This window comes from Kitasatospora sp. NBC_00039 (genome assembly GCF_045160625.1).
GTDB lineage: Bacteria > Actinomycetota > Actinomycetes > Streptomycetales > Streptomycetaceae > Kitasatospora.
This window is the reverse complement of sequence record NZ_CP108289.1, coordinates 5,291,807-5,310,051: the sequence shown is the minus strand read 5'-3', so window position 1 is coordinate 5,310,051 and position 18,245 is coordinate 5,291,807. Positions and strand designations below refer to the sequence as shown.

14 protein-coding genes are annotated in these 18,245 nt (G+C 72.0%); 4 read left to right on the top strand and 10 right to left on the bottom strand.

The genetic code is table 11. From position 1 onward, the window contains the following. Positions 1–94 precede the first annotated feature (94 nt). The 7 genes from tuf to OG286_RS23580 all read right to left on the bottom strand — a co-directional run bounded on the left by tuf (position 95) and on the right by OG286_RS23580 (position 9,094). Positions 95–1,288 (bottom strand): elongation factor Tu, encoded by a 1,194-nt coding sequence (gene tuf / locus OG286_RS23610; RefSeq protein WP_313764195.1) that lies wholly within the window; start codon positions 1,286–1,288, stop codon positions 95–97. Positions 1,289–1,523: 235 nt separating this feature from the next. Then, positions 1,524–3,629 carry an elongation factor G gene (fusA, locus tag OG286_RS23605; protein WP_396321474.1) on the bottom strand — a complete coding sequence of 702 codons (2,106 nt, stop codon included), beginning with the start codon at positions 3,627–3,629 and terminating at the stop codon, positions 1,524–1,526. Between the two features lie 39 nt (positions 3,630–3,668). Next, entirely contained in the window at positions 3,669–4,139 is a 471-nt protein-coding gene (rpsG, locus tag OG286_RS23600; protein ID WP_030055803.1) for a 30S ribosomal protein S7, read from the bottom strand. Positions 4,140–4,141: 2 nt separating this feature from the next. Then, entirely contained in the window at positions 4,142–4,513 is a 372-nt protein-coding gene (gene rpsL / locus OG286_RS23595; RefSeq protein ID WP_014144289.1) for a 30S ribosomal protein S12, read from the bottom strand. A gap of 379 nt (positions 4,514–4,892) precedes the next feature. After that, on the bottom strand, positions 4,893–6,500 hold the full coding sequence (locus tag OG286_RS23590; RefSeq protein WP_396321475.1) for a DUF2142 domain-containing protein: 1,608 nt from the start codon (positions 6,498–6,500) through the stop codon (positions 4,893–4,895). A 52-nt stretch (positions 6,501–6,552) separates the two neighbouring features. Then, entirely contained in the window at positions 6,553–8,238 is a 1,686-nt protein-coding gene (locus OG286_RS23585; RefSeq protein WP_396321476.1) for a hypothetical protein, read from the bottom strand. A gap of 277 nt (positions 8,239–8,515) precedes the next feature. Beyond that, positions 8,516–9,094, bottom strand: coding sequence for a DUF1707 and DUF4190 domain-containing protein (locus OG286_RS23580; RefSeq protein ID WP_396321477.1), 579 nt, complete (start codon positions 9,092–9,094; stop codon positions 8,516–8,518). A 270-nt stretch (positions 9,095–9,364) separates the two neighbouring features. Between OG286_RS23580 and OG286_RS23575 the strand changes: the two genes are divergently transcribed. The 4 genes from OG286_RS23575 to OG286_RS23560 all read left to right on the top strand — a co-directional run bounded on the left by OG286_RS23575 (position 9,365) and on the right by OG286_RS23560 (position 14,447). Continuing rightward, the gene (locus tag OG286_RS23575; protein ID WP_396321478.1) at positions 9,365–10,171 is read left to right on the top strand and encodes an ABC transporter ATP-binding protein; all 807 of its coding nucleotides are present in this window, start codon (positions 9,365–9,367) and stop codon (positions 10,169–10,171) included. Next, complete coding sequence (locus OG286_RS23570) at positions 10,168–11,805, top strand: transporter (RefSeq protein WP_396321479.1); 1,638 nt, start codon at positions 10,168–10,170, stop codon at positions 11,803–11,805. The genes OG286_RS23575 and OG286_RS23570 overlap by 4 nt, the downstream gene beginning before the upstream one ends. Positions 11,806–11,925: 120 nt before the next feature. Next, a complete protein-coding gene (locus OG286_RS23565; RefSeq protein WP_396321480.1) occupies positions 11,926–13,257 on the top strand; it encodes a DUF2786 domain-containing protein in 1,332 nt (443 codons plus the stop codon). 89 nt (positions 13,258–13,346) lie between these two features. Next, positions 13,347–14,447, top strand: a complete 1,101-nt coding sequence (locus tag OG286_RS23560; RefSeq protein ID WP_396321481.1) for an ADP-ribosylglycohydrolase family protein — start codon at positions 13,347–13,349, stop codon at positions 14,445–14,447. Between the two features lie 102 nt (positions 14,448–14,549). On the opposite strand, the gene OG286_RS23555 is transcribed toward OG286_RS23560, so the two are convergent. The 3 genes from OG286_RS23555 to OG286_RS23545 form a co-directional block, all read right to left on the bottom strand. Beyond that, positions 14,550–15,887: a serpin family protein gene (locus tag OG286_RS23555; protein WP_396321482.1), complete on the bottom strand. Its 1,338-nt coding sequence runs from the start codon at positions 15,885–15,887 to the stop codon at positions 14,550–14,552. Positions 15,888–16,014: 127 nt separating this feature from the next. Then, on the bottom strand, positions 16,015–17,010 hold the full coding sequence (locus tag OG286_RS23550; RefSeq protein ID WP_396321483.1) for an ADP-ribosylglycohydrolase family protein: 996 nt from the start codon (positions 17,008–17,010) through the stop codon (positions 16,015–16,017). Positions 17,011–17,018: 8 nt separating this feature from the next. Beyond that, a complete protein-coding gene (locus tag OG286_RS23545; protein WP_396321484.1) occupies positions 17,019–18,233 on the bottom strand; it encodes a cytochrome P450 in 1,215 nt (404 codons plus the stop codon). Positions 18,234–18,245 lie beyond the last annotated feature (12 nt).

Genomic DNA, 18,245 nt, shown 5'->3' with positions numbered 1-18,245 from the left:
GCAAGAATTTTCACCCAAAGACAGAGGGCTTGGCGGAGATCAAGTGATCTCCGCCAAGCCCTCCTTGACCAGGGGTCAAGTGTCAGATCGTCAATTACTTGAGGATCTTGGTGACCTGGCCGGCGCCGACGGTACGACCACCCTCACGGATGGCGAACTTGAGGCCCTCCTCCATGGCGATCGGCTGGATCAGCACGACCGTCATGGCGGTGTTGTCGCCCGGCATGACCATCTCGGTGCCCTCGGGGAGGGTCACGACGCCGGTCACGTCCGTGGTACGGAAGTAGAACTGCGGGCGGTAGTTGTTGAAGAACGGGGTGTGACGGCCACCCTCGTCCTTCGACAGGATGTAGGACTGGGCCTCGAACTCGGTGTGCGGGGTGACCGAACCGGGCTTGATGATGACCTGGCCGCGCTCGACGTCCTCGCGCTTGATGCCACGGAGGAGCAGACCGACGTTCTCGCCGGCCTGGCCCTCGTCGAGCAGCTTGCGGAACATCTCGATGCCGGTGACCGTGGTGGTGGTCTTGGTCTCCTTGATGCCGATGATGTCGACAGTCTCGTTGACCTTGAGGATGCCACGCTCGATACGACCGGTGACGACGGTGCCACGACCGGTGATCGTGAAGACGTCCTCGATCGGCATCAGGAACGGCTGGTCCACGGCGCGGGCCGGGGTCGGGATGCTCTCGTCGACCGCGTGCATCAGGCCGAGGAGCTTCTCGCCCCACTCCTTGTCGCCCTCCAGCGCCTTCAGCGCGGAGACGCGGACGACCGGCAGGTCGTCGCCCGGGAACTCGTACTCGGAGAGGAGCTCACGGACCTCGAGCTCGACGAGCTCCAGGATCTCCTCGTCGTCCACCATGTCGGCCTTGTTCAGGGCGACGACGATGTAGGGGACGCCGACCTGGCGGGCCAGGAGGACGTGCTCCTTGGTCTGCGGCATCGGGCCGTCGGTGGCGGCGACGACGAGGATCGCACCGTCCATCTGGGCCGCACCGGTGATCATGTTCTTGATGTAGTCCGCGTGACCCGGGCAGTCAACGTGGGCGTAGTGACGCGCCTCGGTCTGGTACTCGACGTGCGCGATCGAGATGGTGATACCGCGCTGCCGCTCCTCCGGCGCCTTGTCGATCTGGTCGAACGGCGTGAAGGGGTTGATCTCCGGGTACGCGTCGTGCAGCACCTTGGTGATGGCCGCGGTAAGGGTCGTCTTACCGTGGTCAATGTGACCGATGGTGCCGATGTTGACGTGGGGCTTCGTCCGCTCGAACTTCGCCTTCGCCACTGCAGTCCTCCTGAGGACAGTTCTGTACGCCGTGCTGACGTCAGTTGGTCTTTGATCGGGTTTGGGTACGGGGTGCCGCAGCACTCCATGCCGTCCCGCGGGTGGGGGCCGGAGGCACCCGGGAGAATCCGACCGGATTCTCCCGGGTTGCCTCCTAATAGCCTAAGGGTTCGCAATCGTCCCGAATGTCGGGATGTACTGCGGCCTCGGGTAAGGGGCCGGCTGGCGCCGGTCCTTACTCGCCCTTGGCCTTGGCGATGATGTCGTCCGCCACGTTCCGCGGAACCTCGGCGTACGAGTCGAACTGCATCGAGTAGCTCGCGCGACCGGAGGTCTTGCTGCGCAGGTCACCGACGTAGCCGAACATCTCGGAGAGCGGCACCAGCGCCGAAACGACGCGGGCACCGTAACGCTCGTCCATGGACCGGATCTGGCCACGGCGAGAGTTGATGTCGCCGATCACGTCGCCCATGTAGTCCTCGGGCGTGGTGACCTCGACGGCCATCATCGGCTCCAGCAGAGCCGGGGACGCCTTGCGAGCGCCCTCCTTGAAGGCCATCGAACCAGCGATCTTGAACGCGAGCTCGGAGGAGTCGACGTCGTGCGAGGCACCGTCGAGCAGCGTCACGCGGACACCCTGGAGCGGGTAGCCGGCGAGGACACCGAACTCCATGGCCTCCTGGCAACCGGCGTCGACCGAGGGGATGTACTCCTTCGGAACGCGGCCACCGGTGACCTTGTTCACGAACTCGTAGCCCTCGCCGGACTCGATCGGCTCGATCGCGATCTGGATCTTCGCGAACTGGCCGGAGCCACCGGTCTGCTTCTTGTGCGTGAAGTCGATGCGCTCGACGGCCTTGCGGATCGTCTCGCGGTACGCGACCTGCGGCTTGCCGACGTTGGCCTCGACCTTGAACTCACGCTTCATACGGTCGACCAGCACCTCGAGGTGCAGCTCGCCCATACCCGCGATGATGGTCTGGCCGGTCTCCTCGTCGGTGTTGACCTGGAAGGACGGGTCCTCCTCGGCCAGCCGCTGAATCGCGGTGCCCAGACGCTCCTGGTCACCCTTCGACTTCGGCTCGATCGCGACGCGGATGACCGGGGCCGGGAAGTCCATGGACTCCAGGATGACCGGGTGCTTCTCGTCGCTCAGGGTCTCGCCGGTGGTGGTCTGCTTGAGACCCATGACGGCGACGATGTCACCGGCGCCCACCGACTCGATCTCCTCACGCTTGTTCGCGTGCATGCGGTAGATCTTGCCGATGCGCTCCTTGCGGCCCTTCACCGCGTTGAGGACGGCGGTGCCGGCCTCAAGGCGCCCGGAGTAGATCCGGACGAAGGTGAGCTTGCCGAGGTGCGGGTCGGACATGATCTTGAACGCCAGAGCCGCGAGCGGCTCGTCGTCCGACGCCTTGCGGGAGATCTTGACCGTGTCGTCGCCGGGCTTGGTGCCCTCGATGGACTCGATGTCCAGCGGCGACGGGAGGTAGTTGACGACCGCGTCGAGCAGGGGCTGAACGCCCTTGTTCTTGAAGGCGGTGCCGCAGAAGATCGGCGTGAAGTCCGAGTTCAGCGTGCCCTTGCGGATCGCGGCGATCAGCAGCTCCTGGGGGACGTCCTCGCCCTCCATGGCGAGCTCCATCACCTCGTCGCTGACGTTCGACACGGTGTCCAGCAGCTTCTCGCGGTACTCCGCGGCCTGGTCGGCCAGCTCGGCCGGGATGTCGACGATGTCGTACATCTCGCCCTTGGCGGCCTCGGCCGTCCAGACCAGCGCCTTCATGCGGACCAGGTCGACAACGCCCTGGAAGTCCGACTCGGCACCGATCGGGAGCTGCATCACCAGCGGGGTCGCGCCGAGGCGCTCCACGATGGTGTCGACGCAGAAGAAGAAGTTCGCGCCCGTGCGGTCCAGCTTGTTGATGAAGCAGATGCGCGGGACGCCGTAGCGGTCAGCCTGCCGCCACACGGTCTCGGACTGGGGCTCGACACCGGCGACACCGTCGAACACCGTCACGGCACCGTCGAGGACGCGCAGCGAACGCTCCACCTCGACGGTGAAGTCGACGTGACCCGGGGTGTCGATGATGTTGATCGTGTTGTCAACGCCGTCGAGCGTCCAGTGACAGGTCGTCGCGGCCGACGTGATCGTGATGCCGCGCTCCTGCTCCTGCTCCATCCAGTCCATGGTGGCAGCGCCATCGTGGACCTCACCGATCTTGTACGAGACACCGGTGTAGAACAGGATCCGCTCGGTGGTGGTGGTCTTGCCCGCGTCGATGTGCGCCATGATCCCGATGTTGCGGACCCTGGCGAGGTCAAGGGAGGTTGCAGCCATGGTGGCTCGTTCTCTCTCTGTCTAGTGACGGGGTTGGGACTACCAGCGGTAGTGCGCGAAGGCCTTGTTGGACTCGGCCATCTTGTGGGTGTCCTCGCGACGCTTCACGGAAGCGCCCAGGCCGTTGCTGGCGTCGAGGATCTCGTTCATCAGACGCTCGGTCATGGTCTTCTCGCGACGGGCGCGGGAGTAACCGACCATCCAGCGCAGCGCCAGGGTGCTGGCGCGGCCCGGACGGACCTCGACCGGAACCTGGTAGGTCGCGCCACCGACACGGCGGGACTTGACCTCGAGGGCCGGCTTGACGTTCTCCAGCGCGCGCTTCAGCGTCACGACGGGGTCGGAGCCGGTCTTCTCACGGACGCCCTCGAGGGCGCCGTAGACGATCCGCTCGGCGGTGGAGCGCTTGCCGTGCAGCAGGATCTTGTTGACCAGCTGGGTGACGACCGGGGAGCCGTAAACCGGGTCGATGATGACCGGGCGCTTCGGGGCGGGGCCCTTACGAGGCATTCTTACTTCTCCTTCTTGGCGCCGTAGCGGCTGCGAGCCTGCTTGCGGTTCTTGACACCCTGGGTGTCAAGCGAACCGCGGATGATCTTGTAGCGGACACCAGGAAGGTCCTTCACACGACCACCGCGCACCAGCACGATGGAGTGCTCCTGCAGGTTGTGGCCCTCGCCCGGGATGTAAGCGGTGACCTCGATCCCGCTGGTGAGGCGCACACGGGCGACCTTGCGAAGCGCCGAGTTCGGCTTCTTCGGGGTGGTCGTGTACACACGCGTGCAGACCCCACGACGCTGCGGGGAACCCTTCAGCGCGGGAGTCTTGTTCTTCTCGACCTTGTCCTGCCGGCCCTTTCGGACCAGCTGCTGGATCGTAGGCACCGTTTCTCCGTTTTCTGTGTGCCAAGGCTTGGTGGAACTAACCTGCGGTGTTCCCGTCGCACACGGCCCCGTGGTCGACCCACGCGGTCGGGTGTGTTGGGCTTATTCCGGTACGGAATCCCATGGGCTGCTGTACAGCGACGGCGCTCACGCGCGGCGCGCCGAAAAGGCGCTCCGGCTTGGCGCGGCGACCGGTGTGCATGCACGCACAAGGACCCGGGGACACCCCAGGCACAAGGTCAGAGCGTACCTAGCGCATCGGGCTCGGTCAAAACAAATGCAACGCCGCAGGTCGCGGCCGTCGGGACGGAGGTGCGGCCGGGTGCCGGGGAGCTCGCGTTCCCTCTACCACACTTCCGGGACGCCCGCACTCCCGACCCTACGCGTCCGCCGGTATCGCCGCGAGCGGACGGTGCCGCCCGCGCCCGGTCCGCTCGCCGCGCGAACCCGCGTCCGCCGCCACCCGCTGCGACGGCTCCTCCCGGTCGGTCACCACCACCAGCAGGGCCAGGACCACGGCCGCCGCCGTGTAGACACCCACCCAGAGCGGCCAGCCGCCGGGCGGCGCCCACATCGCGGGGTGGAGGAAGAACGATCCCGTGGTGCCGACGGTGTTGCGGCGCAGGGCCCAGACGAACGCCGCCGCGTTCGCGAGCGCGAGGGCGAACGAGGAGAGCAGCAGCAGCCGGCGCCACGGCATCCCCGGCCGCCATGACTGCCGGGCCAGGATCACGGTGGCCATGATCGGCAGACCCACCGCGAAGGGCAGCAGGTAGCGGCCCTGCCAGATCAGCCCCAGCGTGCTGGCCTGCATGGCCTGGGCGGCCACCGGGATCACGACGATGCCGGCCAGCGCGCCCACGATCGCGAGCGCCTCGCGGAAGCGGGCGAAGCAGAGCGCCAGCAGGCCCAGCATCACCACGATCCCGGTCCAGAGCAGCAGCGTCGCGGCCGGCGACGGGGCGTCCAGCCAGCCGAACAGGCCGATCATCTGGTGGACCCAGATGAGGGTGCTGTCGAAGGTCAACCGGGCCGCCTTCAGCGCGGTGAGGCTGTCCGGCGTCTCGATGACGGAGTGATCGGGATGCTGGGAGGACCAGGCCATCGCACCGACCGTGGCGGCAGCGATGGCGGTGGCCCAGAGCCAGGCCGCGCGGCGGCGCAGCACCTGGCGCAGGGCTCCGCGCTCCTGCAGCAGCAGGGCGAAGAACAGCGCGCCGGCGAACCAGATCAGGCCCAGCGGCCGGATGCTGATCAGCACGATCGCTCCGATGCCCAGCCGGCCCAGCCGGCGGGTCAGCAGGGCCGGGTCCGGAACCATGAGTATCGGCAGTCCGGCGCTCCAGGCCAGGATTCCGGCCGCGATCTCCGGGCCGCTGGGGTTGACCATGCCGGACATGAACAGGGCCATCGGAGTGGCGGAGGCCATCACGCCGAGCAGCGGGACGGAGCGGCGGCGCCACTCCGCGGCCGAGACCACCGCGCTGGCCAGCAGCGCGGCGCAGACCAGCGCCGACATCAGGCGCATCAGGTAGATCCCGCCCTCGCCGGACACCAGGAGGCCGGGCCAGCCGACGACCAGGTAGTAGGCCGGGTTGTAGCGGCCCGCAGCGGTGGTCACCTGCATCTCGGTCCCGGTGTCCTTCAGCCTCGGGGCGCAGTCGGCCGGGACCTCCGGCTGGAAGACGTAGCAGGCGTTGACGTCCTTGAGGTCCTGGTAGAACTTCGGGAGGACCACCCCGGTCTCGGCGAACTTGCCCTCGATGCCGCCGACCACGTGCGGGACCATCACCTCGCGACCCTCGATCTGGCCGCGGGCGACGGCGGCGGCCCTGATGATGTGCGCGTGCTCGTCCGGCGAGGCCCCGATCGGGGTGGACATCGACCAGGACGCGCCGAGCGCGAAGAACAGGGCGAAGGACACGGCCCAGAGCCGTCTCGGCGTCGTGGCGAGCCGGTCGGCAAGCCGCTTCAGGGCGTTCATCATCGGGTGCTGGGTCTCCGGGAGTTCAGGTCGGTCGGGACAAGCCGGGAGCCGGTCACCGGACCATGGTGGACCAAGACTGGTCGCCGTCCTTCGAGCACGTGCCGCCGGGGGCGAACTTCGGGCAGCTGCCGTCCAGCTTCTGCACGGTATGCGACACCCACGGCAGGATGCGGTAGGAGTTCTCCTTGGCCGGCATGTAGCGGTCCGCCATCGACGAAGAGACGGTACCGAACAGGAACAGCAGGGCGAACAGCGCGCCGACCACTGCGGCGCGCGGGTTCGGCAGAGCGTCACCGGAGGCCGGGCCCCCGACGGGCCCCGCGAGCCCGCCGGCCTGCACGCGGCGCCCGGCCGGCCTCAGGGACACCAGGTGCGCCACCAGGGCACAGATGACCAGACCGCAGTAGAGCAGCTGGTTGTCGGTGCGGGTGTAGAGCTGGACGGTCTGCGTCTCGTACGTGCGCGATGCGATGTACATCCGCACCAGCCAGGCGCTGGCGAACATGCAGCAGACGGTGACCACCAGCGGCCTGCCCAGGCCGAGCCAGAGCGCGGCACCCAGGCAGACGAACATCACCACGGCGAACAGCCCCAGGCCACCGAACTCGCCCGGCGGCGGCCATTCGCCCACCGTGCCCGGCATGTCGGTGCGCCACATCAGGAAGTACGCCGGGTCGGTGAAGTTGTCGAAGCGGAAGCTGGAGTCCCTGGTGTCCTGTCCCTCCGTCAGCAGGGTGAGCAGGTAGCGGCCCGCGACGGCCAGGAACGCCGCGCCGGTGACACCGACGAAGGCCAGGCCCCTGGCCCGGCCGCTCCGCCACGGGAAGTGGACCAGCGCCGCGACCACCACGCCCGCCGCGCTCCACAGGAACCAGCCCGAGTAGGTGAGGAACAACACGCCCAGGGCCGCACCGAAGCCGGCCGCCTTGAGCAGTACCGGCCGCCGGTCCGCCGTCCCGCTGCGGTGCAGCTCGACCACCACCGCGACCAGCACCGGGACCAGCAGGACCAGCACGGTCGGGCTGTACGGCTTGTAGGCGTCGATCAGCGCGAAGGCCGGCAGCACGCCGAAGGCCAGCGCGCGCACCGGGCTGAACAGCATCCGCCAGGCCAGGTACACCAGCGGGCCGAACGCGGCCGTGCCCAGGATCTGCAGGTCCTTGAAGGCGTACGCGGTGTTGCCGCCGTGGAACCACGCGGCGTAGTAGCCCAGGGTGTAGAGCGGCAGCGGCGGATAGACCGGCGAGCCGGAGGGCTGCCCGTTCGCGACCGCGTGGGCCCACTCGACGATCCGTCCGCTGTCGCCGTTGAGGCCGAACATCGGCCACGGGGTGCCGAGCAGGGCGACGACGGCGCCCGCCGCGACGAAGCCGCTCGCGAGGCCGGCCACCGCGGCGGCGGCGAAGCGGGTGACCAGGTCGAAGTGGCGGCCGGCCCGCAGTCGCAGCGCGAGGACGGTCAGCGCGAGCAGGGCCAGGCCGATCAGGGCGAACCGGAACTGGAGCGCCGCGAGGCCGCTCACCTGGGCGATCCGGTCGAGCGGGTCGAGGTCGAAGCCGCCCGCCATCAGCGGCAGCACCAGCGCCGCCAGGAAGGCGACGGCCGCCTCTGCGGCCGGCAGGAACGGTGACGCGGCCGGCGGTAAGCCGTCCGGCCGGTGCCGCCGGGCCGACACCGCCGTCCGGGCACGCGCAGCGGTCAGGGAGGGCCTGCTGGCGTCCTCGTCACTGACTGTCACTGGACTGGTCCCTCGGCTGGTCAATACCCCGGCCGGCTCTCCTGGCCACCACCTCACCGGCCGACCGCGGAAGGCGGGGGTCCCGGTGCGGGCTCCGGGGCAGTTGCTCCGGGAATCCTATGACCCGACCGTCCAGGAGTTCACGTGTGGATCGTCCATTCGGCCGGTCGCTCCCCCGCGCCGGCCGGGGCGATCCGGCCGTCGGCACGGCGGCGGGGAAGGGAGCACCTGCCGGGAGCGGCCGGCCCGGGATGCACTCCCGGCAGCCGGTCCCGGGTCACCCCGCGGCGAGCACGACCAGCATCAGCAGGGTCCAGGCCAGCGATCCGAGATAGCCGAAGATCAGGCCGACCGTGGCCATCCCGTCGCCGTCCTCGTTGCGCTCGCGGATCTGGCTCTTGGCGACGTGGCCGGTGATCACGGCGGGCAGCCCCAGCCCGAGCACGCCGAGCACCAGGGACGTCACGGCCATGCTGTTGGTCGGCCGCGCCGGGGGCAGGACGGGCGGCGGCAGGAAGGTGGGCGGCACCTGGCCGGTGAGCGACATCGGCGTCACCATCGGGCCGGACGGCAGGTCGGCCACCAGCCGGGTGAGCTCGCCGTACGTCTGCGCGGCGCTCGCCGCCTCGAAGCGCTGGCCGTACTCGTCGGCCGTGAGACGGCCCTCGGCGTACGCGGCCTTCAGCACGTCGACCGTGCGGTCCCGGTCCGTGTGCGCCGCCCGCATCTGGGACTGGTGCATCTGCGGCTGCTGCACCTGAGCGGGCGGCCACGACCTGGCGTACGGGCCGGACGGCGCCTGCGGCGGCGGGCCCCCGTACCCGGGGGTCTTCTCGCCCCACGGCTGAACCGCCATCCGCCACCTCCGACACCCGGCGCACGCTGCGCTCACTGTCTCTCATAGTGCAGGACGAACCGGGGCGCTGAGTAGTTGCCGGTTTCTTCGTTGCCATTTTTCGCGACGGGCTCCGACCCGCCTCCGTGTTCTCGCGACGGCCTCCGGCCGCCTCCGCGGACTCACCCGTTCGGCCCAGACACGCCGAAGATCGCCCGCGGCGCGACAGCCCCGTCCGGGCAGTGGCAGGCTGTCGCCCGGACCACCCCTACCACCGCAGAGAAGGCCATCATGCAGGCGTCAGCGCCGCCACCGTCCCCCGCCCCCGCGTCCGGCGCCCCCGCGGCGGTGAGCATCCAGGGGCTGTGGAAGCGCTTCGGTGACCAGGCCGCGGTGGCCGGGCTGAGCCTGGAGCTTCCGGCCGGCGCGTTCATCGGACTGGTCGGCCCGAACGGCGCCGGCAAGACCACCACCCTGTCGATGGTCACCGGGCTGCTCCGGCCCGACCAGGGAACCGTGCTGATCCACGGCGCCGACGTCTGGGGCGACCCGGTCGCGGTCAAGGCCCGGATCGGCATCCTGCCCGAGGGCCTGCGGATGTTCGAGCGGTTGAGCGGCCGCGAGCTGCTGCAGTACAACGGACGGCTGCGCGGCCTGCCCGGCGACGAGGTGGACCGCCGGGCCGAGGAGCTGCTGGCCGTCCTGGACCTGGCCGGCGACGCCGACAAGCTGGTCGCCGACTACTCCACCGGCATGCGCAAGAAGATCGGCCTGGCCGCCGCGCTGCTGCACAACCCGGACGTGCTCTTCCTCGACGAGCCCTTCGAGGGCGTCGACCCGGTGTCCGCCCAGACCATCCGCGGGGTGCTCAAGCGGTACGCCGCGGCCGGCTCCACCGTCGTGTTCTCCAGCCACGTCATGGAGCTGGTCGAGCAACTCTGCGACTGGGTCGCCGTGGTCAACGCCGGCCGGGTGATCGCCCAGGGTCCGCTGGACGCCGTCCGCGGCGAGCACAGCCTGCACGAGGCGTTCCTCGCGCTGATCGGCGTCCGCGAGGACGACGGCCAGGCGCTCGGCTGGCTCGGGGGCGGGCAGTGACCTCCCAGGCCACCGGCCTCCGCGCGGCCCGCACCGCGGTGCCCGACGGGCGGACGGTCGTCCGCGCGCTCGTCGCGCTCAAGCTCCGGCTGCTCCGCAACGGGCTGCGGCGCAGCCGCGGCCGGGCCGCCCTCTACGCCATCGGCACGGTGGTCGGCCTGCTGTTCGCCACCGGGCTGGCGGTGGCCCTCGCCTTCCTGGGCCGCTTCGACGGCGCCGGTGACGCGGCGGTGATGCTCGCCGGCGTGCTCACCCTCAGCTGGGCCGCACTGCCGCTCTTCCTGTTCTCCAGCGACGAGAGCTCCGACCCCACCCGGCTCACCATGCTGCCGCTGCGTCCCGGGCCGCTGCTGCGCGGCTCGGTGCTGGCCGCGCTGATCGGGCCCGGGCCGCTGATCGCGCTGGTGCTGCTCACCGGCGCGGCGATCGCCGGCGCCGACGGGCCCGCCTCGGCTGTGGTCGCCGTGGTCGGCGTCCCGCTGACCGTGCTCAGCCTGGTGACGCTCTCCCGCTCCGTCGCGGCGGGCAACGCCCGGCTGCTCTCCAGCCGGCGCGGCAAGGACTTCGCGATCTTCGGCGGTCTGCTCTTCGCACTGCTGGGCCAGGCCGCCAACGTCGGCTTCCAGAGCGTCTTCGGCCGGCCCGGCGACCGGCTCGATCTCAGCCCGCTGAAGCCGATCGCCTCGGTACTGCGCTGGGTGCCGCCGGTCAGCGCGCTGGACGCCTCCCGCACCGCCGGCGAGGGCCGCTACGGCCTCGCGGTGCTCCAGCTGGCGGCGGCGGCCGCGCTGCTGGCGCTGCTGCTGCGCTGGTGGCGTGGCAGCCTCCAGCAGCTGATGGTCACCGCGGACGCCTCCACCCTGGAGGTGGCGCGCGGCGTGCAGTCCTCGCGCGGCTGGGGCTTCCTGCCCGGGGGCCGGACCGGCGCGGTGATGCAGCGCCACCTCCGGTACGCCTGGCGGGAGCCGCGGGCCAAGGCCGCCGTCTTCACCAGCATCGGGATGACCCTGGTGATCTGCGTGCTGTCGGTGGTCCAGGGCTGGGCGAGCGTCTACCTGGTGTCGGCCACCGGGATGTTCCTCGGCCTGCAGATGCTCAACCTGTTCGGCATGGACGGCTCGGCGTTCTGGATGGTCGCCGCCACCCTGCTCACCCCCGCCGACGCCCGGGAGGAGCTCCGCGGGCGGGCGTTCGCGGTGCTCGCGTACGCGGTGCCGGTCACCTTCGTGCTGGGGCTGGTGCTGGCCGTCGTCACCGGCGACTGGGCCGGCCTGCCGGCGGCGCTCGGCCTGGCCTTCGGCCTGCTCGGCAGCGGCATCGCGATCGGCGCGGTGCTCAGCGTGCTGGCGCCGTACACCATGCCGGCCGACAACAACCCGATGCGCAACGCGGCCCCCGGCCAGGGTGGCCTGGTGCTGCTGAACAGCTTCGGCTCGATGTTCGGCGCCGTGCTGGTCAGCGCCCCGGTCGCCGGCTACCTCGGCTGGGCCCTGGCCACCGACGGCCCGGCCTGGCCGGTCGTCCTGCTCGGGCCGCTCTACGGCGCGCTGGTCGCCTTCCTCGGCGTCCGCCTCGCCGCCGGACGCCTGCTGGAGCGCATCCCGGAGATCCTCGCCAAGACGGTCGAACGCTGACGACGGCCCGCGCGGGCCGCCACGGAGCGCCCGGTCCCCGTCGCGGGACCGGGCGCTCCGGCATCATGGGCGGGAGGCTGTCCTGACCGCAGGGCGGGTACGAGGAGAGCGGGCTACACCGTGGGCAAGGGCAGGCAGCAGGGGCAGGCCGGGGCGGACGGGGGCGCCGGACCGCTGCTGGCGCAGGCGGTGGCCGCGGTGGTGACGGCGCCGCAGGAGCGGCTGGACCTCGCGCTGGACACCGGGGCCTCGCTGCTGGCCGCCTCGCCGGGCCAGTGGCCGGCGGTGAGCCGGGCGCTGCTGGGGTACGCGGACACCGCGGTCGGGCGGTGCTGGTCGGCGGGTTGGCGGCCGGCCGACCTGGCCCGGGTGGTGCGGCGGGAGCTGAAGCCGGTGCACCTGGCGCTCGCGGTCGACCTGATCGCCGCCGAGGGGCGGCGCCGCCCGGCGGCCGCGCCGGACCGGCGCTGGCAGGAGCAACTGCGCGAGCTGGAGACCGAGGTCTGGTGGCAGGGCGACGAGGCCTACCTCGCCGCCTTCGCGCACCGCCACCGGCTGGACCGGTTCGCGTTGGCCACGGCGGTGCTGGAGCTGCTGCGGTCCTGGGGCCGGCTGCCCCCGATCGCGCCGGTCGGCCCGGCGCCCGGCCAGGGGGTACCTCCCGGCCGGGCCGGGGGCGGGCCCGGGACGCACCGGCCGTCGTCCGACCCGGTGCCGGGTGAGCCGCGGATGCTCTCCCGGATCCGGGCGCTGCTGGCGAAGGCCGAGTCCACCGAGTACCCGGAGGAGGCCGAGGCACTGACCGCCAAGGCCCAGCAGCTGATGGCGCAGCACAGCATCGACGACGCCCTGCTCGCCGTCTCGGCCGCCGACCGCAACGCCCCGGCGTCGCTGCGGATCGGCGTGGACAACCCGTACGAGGGCCCGAAGACGATGCTGCTGGACGCGGTGGCGGCGGCCAACCGGTGCCGGGCGGTCTGGGCGAAGGAGTTCGGCTTCTGCACCATCATCGGCTTCGACGGGGACCTCGACGGCGTCGAGCTGCTCTACACCTCGCTGCTGGTGCAGGCGACACACGCGATGAACAAGGCCGGCTCGCGCCAGCACCTGGACGGCGCCTCGCGCACCAAGGCGTTCCGGCACTCCTTCCTGGTGGCGTACGCGGCCCGGATCCGCGAGCGGCTGGTCGCCGCCACCGAGCAGGCGACCAGCGACGCGGCGGCCGGCCGGCACCTGCGCGAGGACGGCACCGCGGAGCAGCTGGTACCGGACGAGCGGCTGCTGCCGGCGCTCGCGGCCCGGACCGAGGCGGTGGACCAGGAGGTCGGGCGGATGTTCCCGAAGCTGGTCTCGCAGCGGGTCCGGGTGAGCGACGGAGAGGGCTGGGCGGCCGGCCGCGCGGCCGCCGACCGGGCCGCCCTGCACGGCCGGGCCGGCGAGATCCGGTCGTAGGGCGTCCCGCCACCGGCGGGGACGGGCGGGGCGGGAGCGGCCGGGCCTGATAGAACGGACTCCGGTAGACGCGAGGGGGAACGGTGGCGGTGACGGAGTCGGGGTACCCGGACCGGGTGCGCGGGGCGCTGCTCGGCGGAGCGGTCGGGGACGCCCTGGGCTGGCCGGTGGAGTTCCAGCAGCTGTACCAGATCCGTGAGCAGCACGGCCCGGCCGGCGTGACCGGACTGCCGTCCGGCGGCCGGATCGCCGAGGTCACCGACGACACCCAGATGACGCTGTTCACCGCCGAGGGCCTGATCCGCGGCTTCGTCCGGGGCTGGTCGGGCGGCGGCGGCTCCGTCCCGGAGGCCGTCCACGGCGCCTACCGGCGCTGGCTGCTCACCCAGAGCCAGGGCGCGCCGGACCAGCATCCGCTCCCCCGCCCGTATGACGGCTGGCTGCTGCGCCAGCCGTTCCTGTACGCGCGGCGGGCGCCGGGCAACGCCTGCCTGAGCGGGATGTCGTACCACCCGGAGTTCCAGGCGCCGGCGCCGTTCGGGCAGCCGGGGCCGATCAACGCGCACTCCAAGGGCTGCGGCACGGTGATGCGTTCGGCGCCGTTCGGGCTGGCCCGGCTGGGTGCCGAGCAGTCCTTCGGGCTGGCCGCGCAGTGCGCGCAGCTCACCCACGGGCACCCGACCGGCTACCTGGCGGCGGGCGCGTTCGCGGCGCTGGTGGAGCGGCTGGCGGACGGGGTGGAGCCGTGGGCGGCGGTCGGGCAGACCGTCGACCAGACCCGGGAGTGGCCGGCGTCCAAGGAGACCGTCCAGGCGCTGGCCCGGGCGGTCCGGGTGGCTGAGGAGTCCGAGCCGTCGGCGGAGGCGGTGGAGCGGGTCGGGCTCGGCTGGATCGCCGAGGAGTGCCTGGCCATCGCGGTGTACTGCCTGCTGGCCGCCGGCTCCGAGCCCGACCCGGCCCGGGCGGCCCTGCTGCTCTCGGTGAACCACTCCGGGGACAGCGACTCCACGGGCGCGGTCTGCGGCAACCTGGTCGGCGCGGCCTACGGCGCCGCCGCCCTGCCGGCCGCCTGGACCGAGGCGGTGGAGGGCAACGAGACGCTGCTGCGGGTGGCGGACGACCTGCTGGTGCTGTTCGGCAGCCGGGAGCCGGCCCACCCGGCGCTCGGCGGCCGCTACCCGGCCTGGTGACCGGGTAGCGCTCAGGCCTGCGGGTCGGTGACCTGGCCGAGGAAGAGCGGCCGGCTCAGCGCGCCTGCGGGTCGGTGACCTGGCCGAGGAAGAGCGGCCGGCTCAGCGCGCCTGCGGGTCGGTGACCTGGCCGAGGAAGAGCGGCCGGCCGGTGGCGGTGTCCCGGATCAGGAACAGGAACGGCCGGTCGATGTGCAGCTCGACGGGGCGTTTCGGGGCCGCCGCGCCCGCCGCCTCCATCCCGACGCCGCTGCCGGCGGCGGCCACCGTGCCCTCCTCGTCCACCTCGATGGTGGCCTTCTGGACGACCGTGCCGATCTTCAGCCGCTCCTGCGCGCCGGCCCCGGGGATGCCGCCGAAGTCCGCGGCGTCGAAGGCGGCGTTGACGCCGAGCGCGCGCAGCGTCGGGGTCAGCTCGTTGGCCGTGTCGAAGTGGAAGCGCGGCAGTGTCAGGTCGACGGACTGGTCGGCGAGTTCGCCCAGGATCCGGTCCAGTTGGGCCTGGTCCAGGCCTTTGGTGAAGGCCGCGAAGCCGCCCTGCGCGGGTACCAGCAGGTCCATGGCCAGCCCGCCGTCCGCGTACGGGAGTTCGACGGCCTGCCAGGGCTCGCCGAGGATCCCGCCGGAGCCCTCGGCGTAGCGGAAGGTGCCGGTCCGGCCCATGGTGCTGACCGCGGGAGCCGAGCCGTCCAGGCGGTGGAACGGTTTGTCGGCGGTGTTCTCGGGCTTGAACGGGGTGGCCCACTTCGCCTTGAGGTAGAGCGCGTCGGTGAGTGCCAGCCGGGTGTCCTTGTTGATCGCCTTCTCGCCGAAGAGGTCCTTGATCCGGCCTTCGGTGGCCTTCTCCACGGCCGCGTTGACGCTCCTGCGGGCGCCCTCAGGGTCCTTCGTGAAGTCGGCGGTGTGCACGCCGGTGTCGAAGGCGGCGGCGAGGGTGGCCAGGTAGTCCTGGTTCAGCGGGAAGCCCTGCTGGGCCCAGAGGCCGTCGGACTGGCGAAGGGTCAGTCCGTCGGCGGGCGGGAGGCGGCGGGCGAGGGCGCCGGTGGCGAGGGCGTACTGCTGCGGGGTGAGCTCGGTGTGCAGGGCCTTGGCGAGCTCGTCGGCGGTGGCGCCGCGGGCGCCGGGCAGCACCATGGCGAGCGCGGTGGCCAGGCCGGACGGCGAGAGCACCATGTTGCGGCCGGCCTGGTCGGGCGCGGCGGTGAGGGTGTGCAGGAGGTCCAGGCCGAAGGCGTTGGTGGCGGCCGCGGTCGCGGCGACCTGGGCCGGGTCGGCGGGCGGCGACGAGGCGGGCGTGGAGGCGCGGACGACGAGGGGCTCGGCGGCGCCGGTGGAGCCGCAGCCGGTGAGGAGCAGCGGGGCGGCGAGTGCGGCGGTGACGGTCGCGGTGAGGAGCAGGACAGCCGGGCGGCGGCCGGTCCGGCGGGTTCGACTGGTCATGGCGGTTCGACGCGGCCCCCGCCCGGACGGTTCCGCCCGGCAGGCTCGTGCCGGGCGGAACGGTCCGGCACGAGCCTGCCGGGCGGCCGCCGCGAGGGGCTGCCGCTCGCGGCACCGCGCCGGCGCGTCAGTCCCAGAGCGCGCCGAGCGCGAGCAGCTCGTCCCGGTGCTCGATCCGCTCCACCCAGTCCGCCGGCCAGGCCGACGCGCCGTGGTGGGCACCGGCGAAGGCGCCGGTCAGACAGGCGATCGAGTCGGAGTCACCGGAGGAGTACGCGGCCCGGCGGACGGCGGCCACCGGGTCGTCCGGCAGCAGGAGGAAGCAGAGCAGGCCGGTGGCGAGCGCCTCCTCGGCGATCCAGCCCTCGCCGGTGGCCAGGCACGGGTCCGCCTCGGCATCCGGCCGGGCCAGCGCCGCGTCCAGCCGGTCGAGGATGCCGAGGCACTCTCCCCAGCCGCGGGCGATGAAGTGCTCCGGCGACGGGTCCTGGGCGTGCGCCGCGAGGTCGCCGAGCCAGAACTCGTCGTACCGGGTGCGGTTGGCCAGCGCGTACGCCCGCAGTACGGCGGTCAGGCCGGACGGCGGCAGGCCCTCGGCGAGCTTGCGGACGGCGTACGCGGTGAGGTCACTGGCGGCGAGCGCGGTGGGGTGGCCGTGGGTGAGCGCGGACTGCAGCTGAGCGGCCCCGGCGAGCTGGCGCGTCGTCAGCTCCTTGACCAGCCCGATCGGGGCGACCCGCATGTTGGCGCCGCAGCCCTTGGAGCCGAGGTCGCTCGCCTCCTGCCAGCGGCGGCCGTCGGAGAGCCGCTGGCAGGAGCGCATGCAGGTCATTCCGGGCGCCCTGTTGTTGTCCGGCGAGCGCCACCAGTCGACGAACTCCTCGCGCAGCGGCCGCTCCAGCCGCAGCGGGCCCAGCGGACCGCGCTCCAGGGCGGTGCGCAGGGCGCGGGCGAGGGCGAGCGCCATCTGGGTGTCGTCGGTGACCAACGCCTTGTCAGGAAGCGGCAGTTGCCGCCAGTCGGGGTCGTACGCGGCGATCATCTCGACCGTACGGAACTCGGTCAGCCGACCCAGCGCGTCCCCGATCGCCAGCCCCAGCAGTGCCCCCGTCGCCTTGCCCACGGCCCCTCCTATGCCTCGACCAGCAACTCTTTCAGCCCCCGGATCACATAGCCCGGGCGCCACTCGGGCTCGCGGACCAGCCGCAGGCCCGGCGCCCGGCGCAGCAGCGCGCCGTACGACTCGGTGAGCTCCAGTCTGGCAAGGGGGGCACCGAGGCAGAAGTGAATTCCGGCGCCGAAGGTGATGTGCGGATTGTCGGTGCGGCCGAGGTCGAGCCGGTCCGGCTCGGCGAAACGGGCCGGGTCGCGGTTGGCGGCGCCGAAGAGCAGCGCGATCTCGGAGCCGCGCGGGACGGTGACACCGCGCACCTCGACGTCCTCCAGCACCCACCGCTCGAACATCTGCAGCGGGGTGTCCCAGCGCATCAGCTCCTCGACGGCGGTGGGCAGCAGTTCGTCCACCGAGCCCCGCAGCCGGGCCAGTTCGTCCGGGTTGCGGAACAGCGCCCACCAGCCGTTGCCGGTGGTGTTGACCGTCGCCTCGTGGCCGGCGTTGAGCAGCAGCACGCAGGTGGAGACCATCTCCTGCTCGCTGAGCGCGTCCGAGCCCTCCTGGGCCTGGATCAGGGCGCTGATCAGGTCGCCGGCCGGGTCGGCCCGGCGCTCGCGGATGAGCGCGCGCAGGTAGTCGGAGAACTCGGTGCTCGCGGTGACGGCCCGACGGGCTGCCTCCTCGGTCGGGTTGAGCTCGAACATGCCGGTGATGTCGGCGGACCACGGCCGCAGCAGGTGCCGGTCCGGCTCGGGGACGCCGAGCATCTCGGCGATCACGGCGACGGGCAGCGGTTCGGCGACGGCGGCGATCAGGTCGCCGCCGCCGGCCGCGAGCAGCCCGTCGACCAGCTCGTCGGCGAGCCGCTGCACGGTCGGCCGCAGCCCCTCGACCATGCGCGGGGTGAACGCCTTGGAGACCAGCCGCCGGATCCGGGTGTGGTCCGGCGCCTCCAGGTCGAGCAGCCCGTTGTCGTTGAGCGTGTGGAACGGCTCGTGCGCCGGGTCGGGCGCGGGCCGCCCGAACTCCTCGTGGGTGAACCGGTGGGTGTACGTCCGCCCGAGCCGCCGGTCCCGCAGCAGCGCGCTGACGTCCTCGTACCGCGAGACCAGCCACTGGCCGGTCGGCTCGTGGTACGTCACCGGCGCGTGCTCGCGCAGCTCGGCGTACGCGTCGTACGGGTGGGCCACGAACGCCGCCGACCAGGGGTCGAACTTCGCCGTCGTCGTCATCGATCACTCCAG